Origin of the sequence: Acinetobacter sp. ATCC 27244 (assembly GCF_000156555.1) — a bacterium.
Taxonomy (GTDB): domain Bacteria; phylum Pseudomonadota; class Gammaproteobacteria; order Pseudomonadales; family Moraxellaceae; genus Acinetobacter; species Acinetobacter haemolyticus.
On record NZ_GG665949.1, the window covers coordinates 220670 to 222938 of the forward strand.

Below are 2269 nucleotides of genomic sequence, written 5' to 3' on the forward strand. Positions count from 1 at the left end.
CCGTATTCAATACAATTCTGCGATTGGCCCATATAAAGGTGGTATGCGCTTTCACCCATCGGTGAATTTATCGATTCTAAAGTTTTTAGGCTTTGAACAAACTTTTAAAAATGCTTTAACTACATTACCTATGGGTGGTGGAAAGGGCGGTTCGGATTTTGATCCAAAAGGAAAGTCAGAAGCTGAAATTATGCGCTTTTGCCAAGCCTTAATGATCGAATTATATCGTCATTTAGGTCCGAATACTGATATTCCAGCGGGCGATATTGGCGTTGGGGGGCGTGAAGTCGGTTTCATGGCTGGCATGATGAAAAAGCTCAGTAACGATACAGCTTGTGTGTTTACTGGCAAAGGAGTTTCGTTTGGTGGAAGCCTGATGCGCCCAGAAGCCACTGGATATGGTGCAGTGTATTTTGCTGAGGAAATGCTCAAAACGCGCGGTGAAAATTTTACTGACAAAATAGTTTCAATCTCAGGTTCAGGAAACGTTGCTCAATTTGCGGCAGAAAAAGCAATGTTTTTAGGGGCAAAAGTCGTAACACTCTCTGATTCAAACGGCACAGTATATTTAAAAAATGGTTTTACCGATGAATTGCTGGCTGAAATTATGGAGCTTAAAAATATTCAGCGTGGTCGTATTTCCGAGTTTGCGTCAAGACATGGTTTTGAATATTTTGAAGGTAAGACACCTTGGCATATTCCCGTAGATATTGCCTTACCATGTGCAACTCAAAATGAATTAGAAGAAAAAGATGCTGAGTCATTACTTGCAAATGGGGTGATCTGTGTTGCAGAAGGTGCAAACATGCCTTGTACATTAGATGCAGTTGAAAAGTTCATTACCGCCAAAATTCTCTATGCTCCAGGTAAAGCATCCAATGCGGGTGGTGTTGCGACGTCTGGTCTTGAAATGTCACAGAATGCTTTGCGTCTAGGTTGGTCGCATGGAGAGGTTGATGAGCGATTACATGCCATCATGAAAGATATTCATGCCAATTGTTTGAAATATGGCACCAAAGAAGATGGTACAGTGAACTATGTGGATGGAGCAAATATTGCAGGATTTGTGAAAGTTGCTGATGCAATTTTGGCTCAAGGTATTTATTAGTATTTTACCGAGCAAATAAAAACTCCGATGTAAAAACATCGGAGTTTTTATTTATAGCAATGTATTAAGGTTTCTTAACAACTTCTTGTTCAACAACCATATCTAATACATCAGCTAGGCTTGATTGGTCTGCTGCTGGGTTTTTAACTTCAAAACGCTTAACACGAACGATTACACGTTGATTTGGATTATGTTCAAATCCTTCAATTTGACCATAATAAAGTGACCAGTCTTTATCAGCATAAGTTTTGATGCCTTTGTCATCATACTTAATTTCACGAACTTGCATACAAGTTTGTGGTGCTACGCCAACACATGATTTTGTTTCTGGTGCAATTTCCAAGAATACTGTTTTTGGCTCAGTTTGGTACTTCGCTTCAGGTGTCATTTTACCAACAAATGTATAAGCTTGACCTTTCGTATCACGTACGACAAGCGTCGGTTGATCCAAGTCGCTTACATTCATTTCAAATGGAATTTGGCGCTTTTGTAAAAGATCGCCAGCGAATTGTTCTTGTTTCATCAGTGTAGGTTCACACGCCATAAGTGTAGAAGCCAAATCACCTGTAACAATCACATCATTTTCAACTTTCCAAGATGTATTTTGACGGTTACAACCAGTGTCTACTGATAAACGATTGTTATCTAAAAAGCTTAAAACGATTGGTTTTTTAGTTTCAGTTGGTTGGTAAGACCAAGTATAGTTGGTCAAAAGTTTGCTTTCAGTCATTTTAACACCTGTAAATACGTGTTTTTGACCTTTACTGTCGGTTACAGTCAAAATTGCTTGGTTATCTGATGTGCTGACTTGGAACGGTACTTTTTTCTCGCTAAAGATATCTGCTGATAAGCGTTCTTGCTGCATTAAATCATCAGAGCATGCCATCATCGTTGATACCAATGCTGAAGTTGTAATGATATTGCCGCCTTCAACTTTCCAAGTACCCCCTTGACCATTACAACCCGTTTGGATTGATAATTGTTGGTTACTATTAAAGTTTAGTACCAATGGTTTTGAGGCTGTAGATGCTTGATAAGTCCAGCGATAATCAGTGAGTTTTTTTGCAGCAGCCATGTTGACTTCTGTGCTTACATGATCTGCAACATTTTGTACCGTTTGACACGCCATCAAAGAAAAAGGGAGTAAAGCAAGAATTAAGT

Annotated in this window: 2 protein-coding genes; one reads left to right on the forward strand and one right to left on the reverse strand. The window is 39.2% G+C overall.

Features of this window, described 5'->3' with window-relative positions:
- The coding region (gdhA, locus tag HMPREF0023_RS00965; RefSeq protein ID WP_008940939.1) for an NADP-specific glutamate dehydrogenase at positions 1 to 1108 on the forward strand (1108 nt) is incomplete at its 5' end.
- Positions 1109 to 1172: 64 nt separating this feature from the next.
- Here gdhA and HMPREF0023_RS00970 read toward each other — a convergent pair.
- Positions 1173 to 2269: META and DUF4377 domain-containing protein (locus tag HMPREF0023_RS00970; protein ID WP_008940940.1), on the reverse strand; the 1097-nt coding region annotated here is incomplete at its 5' end.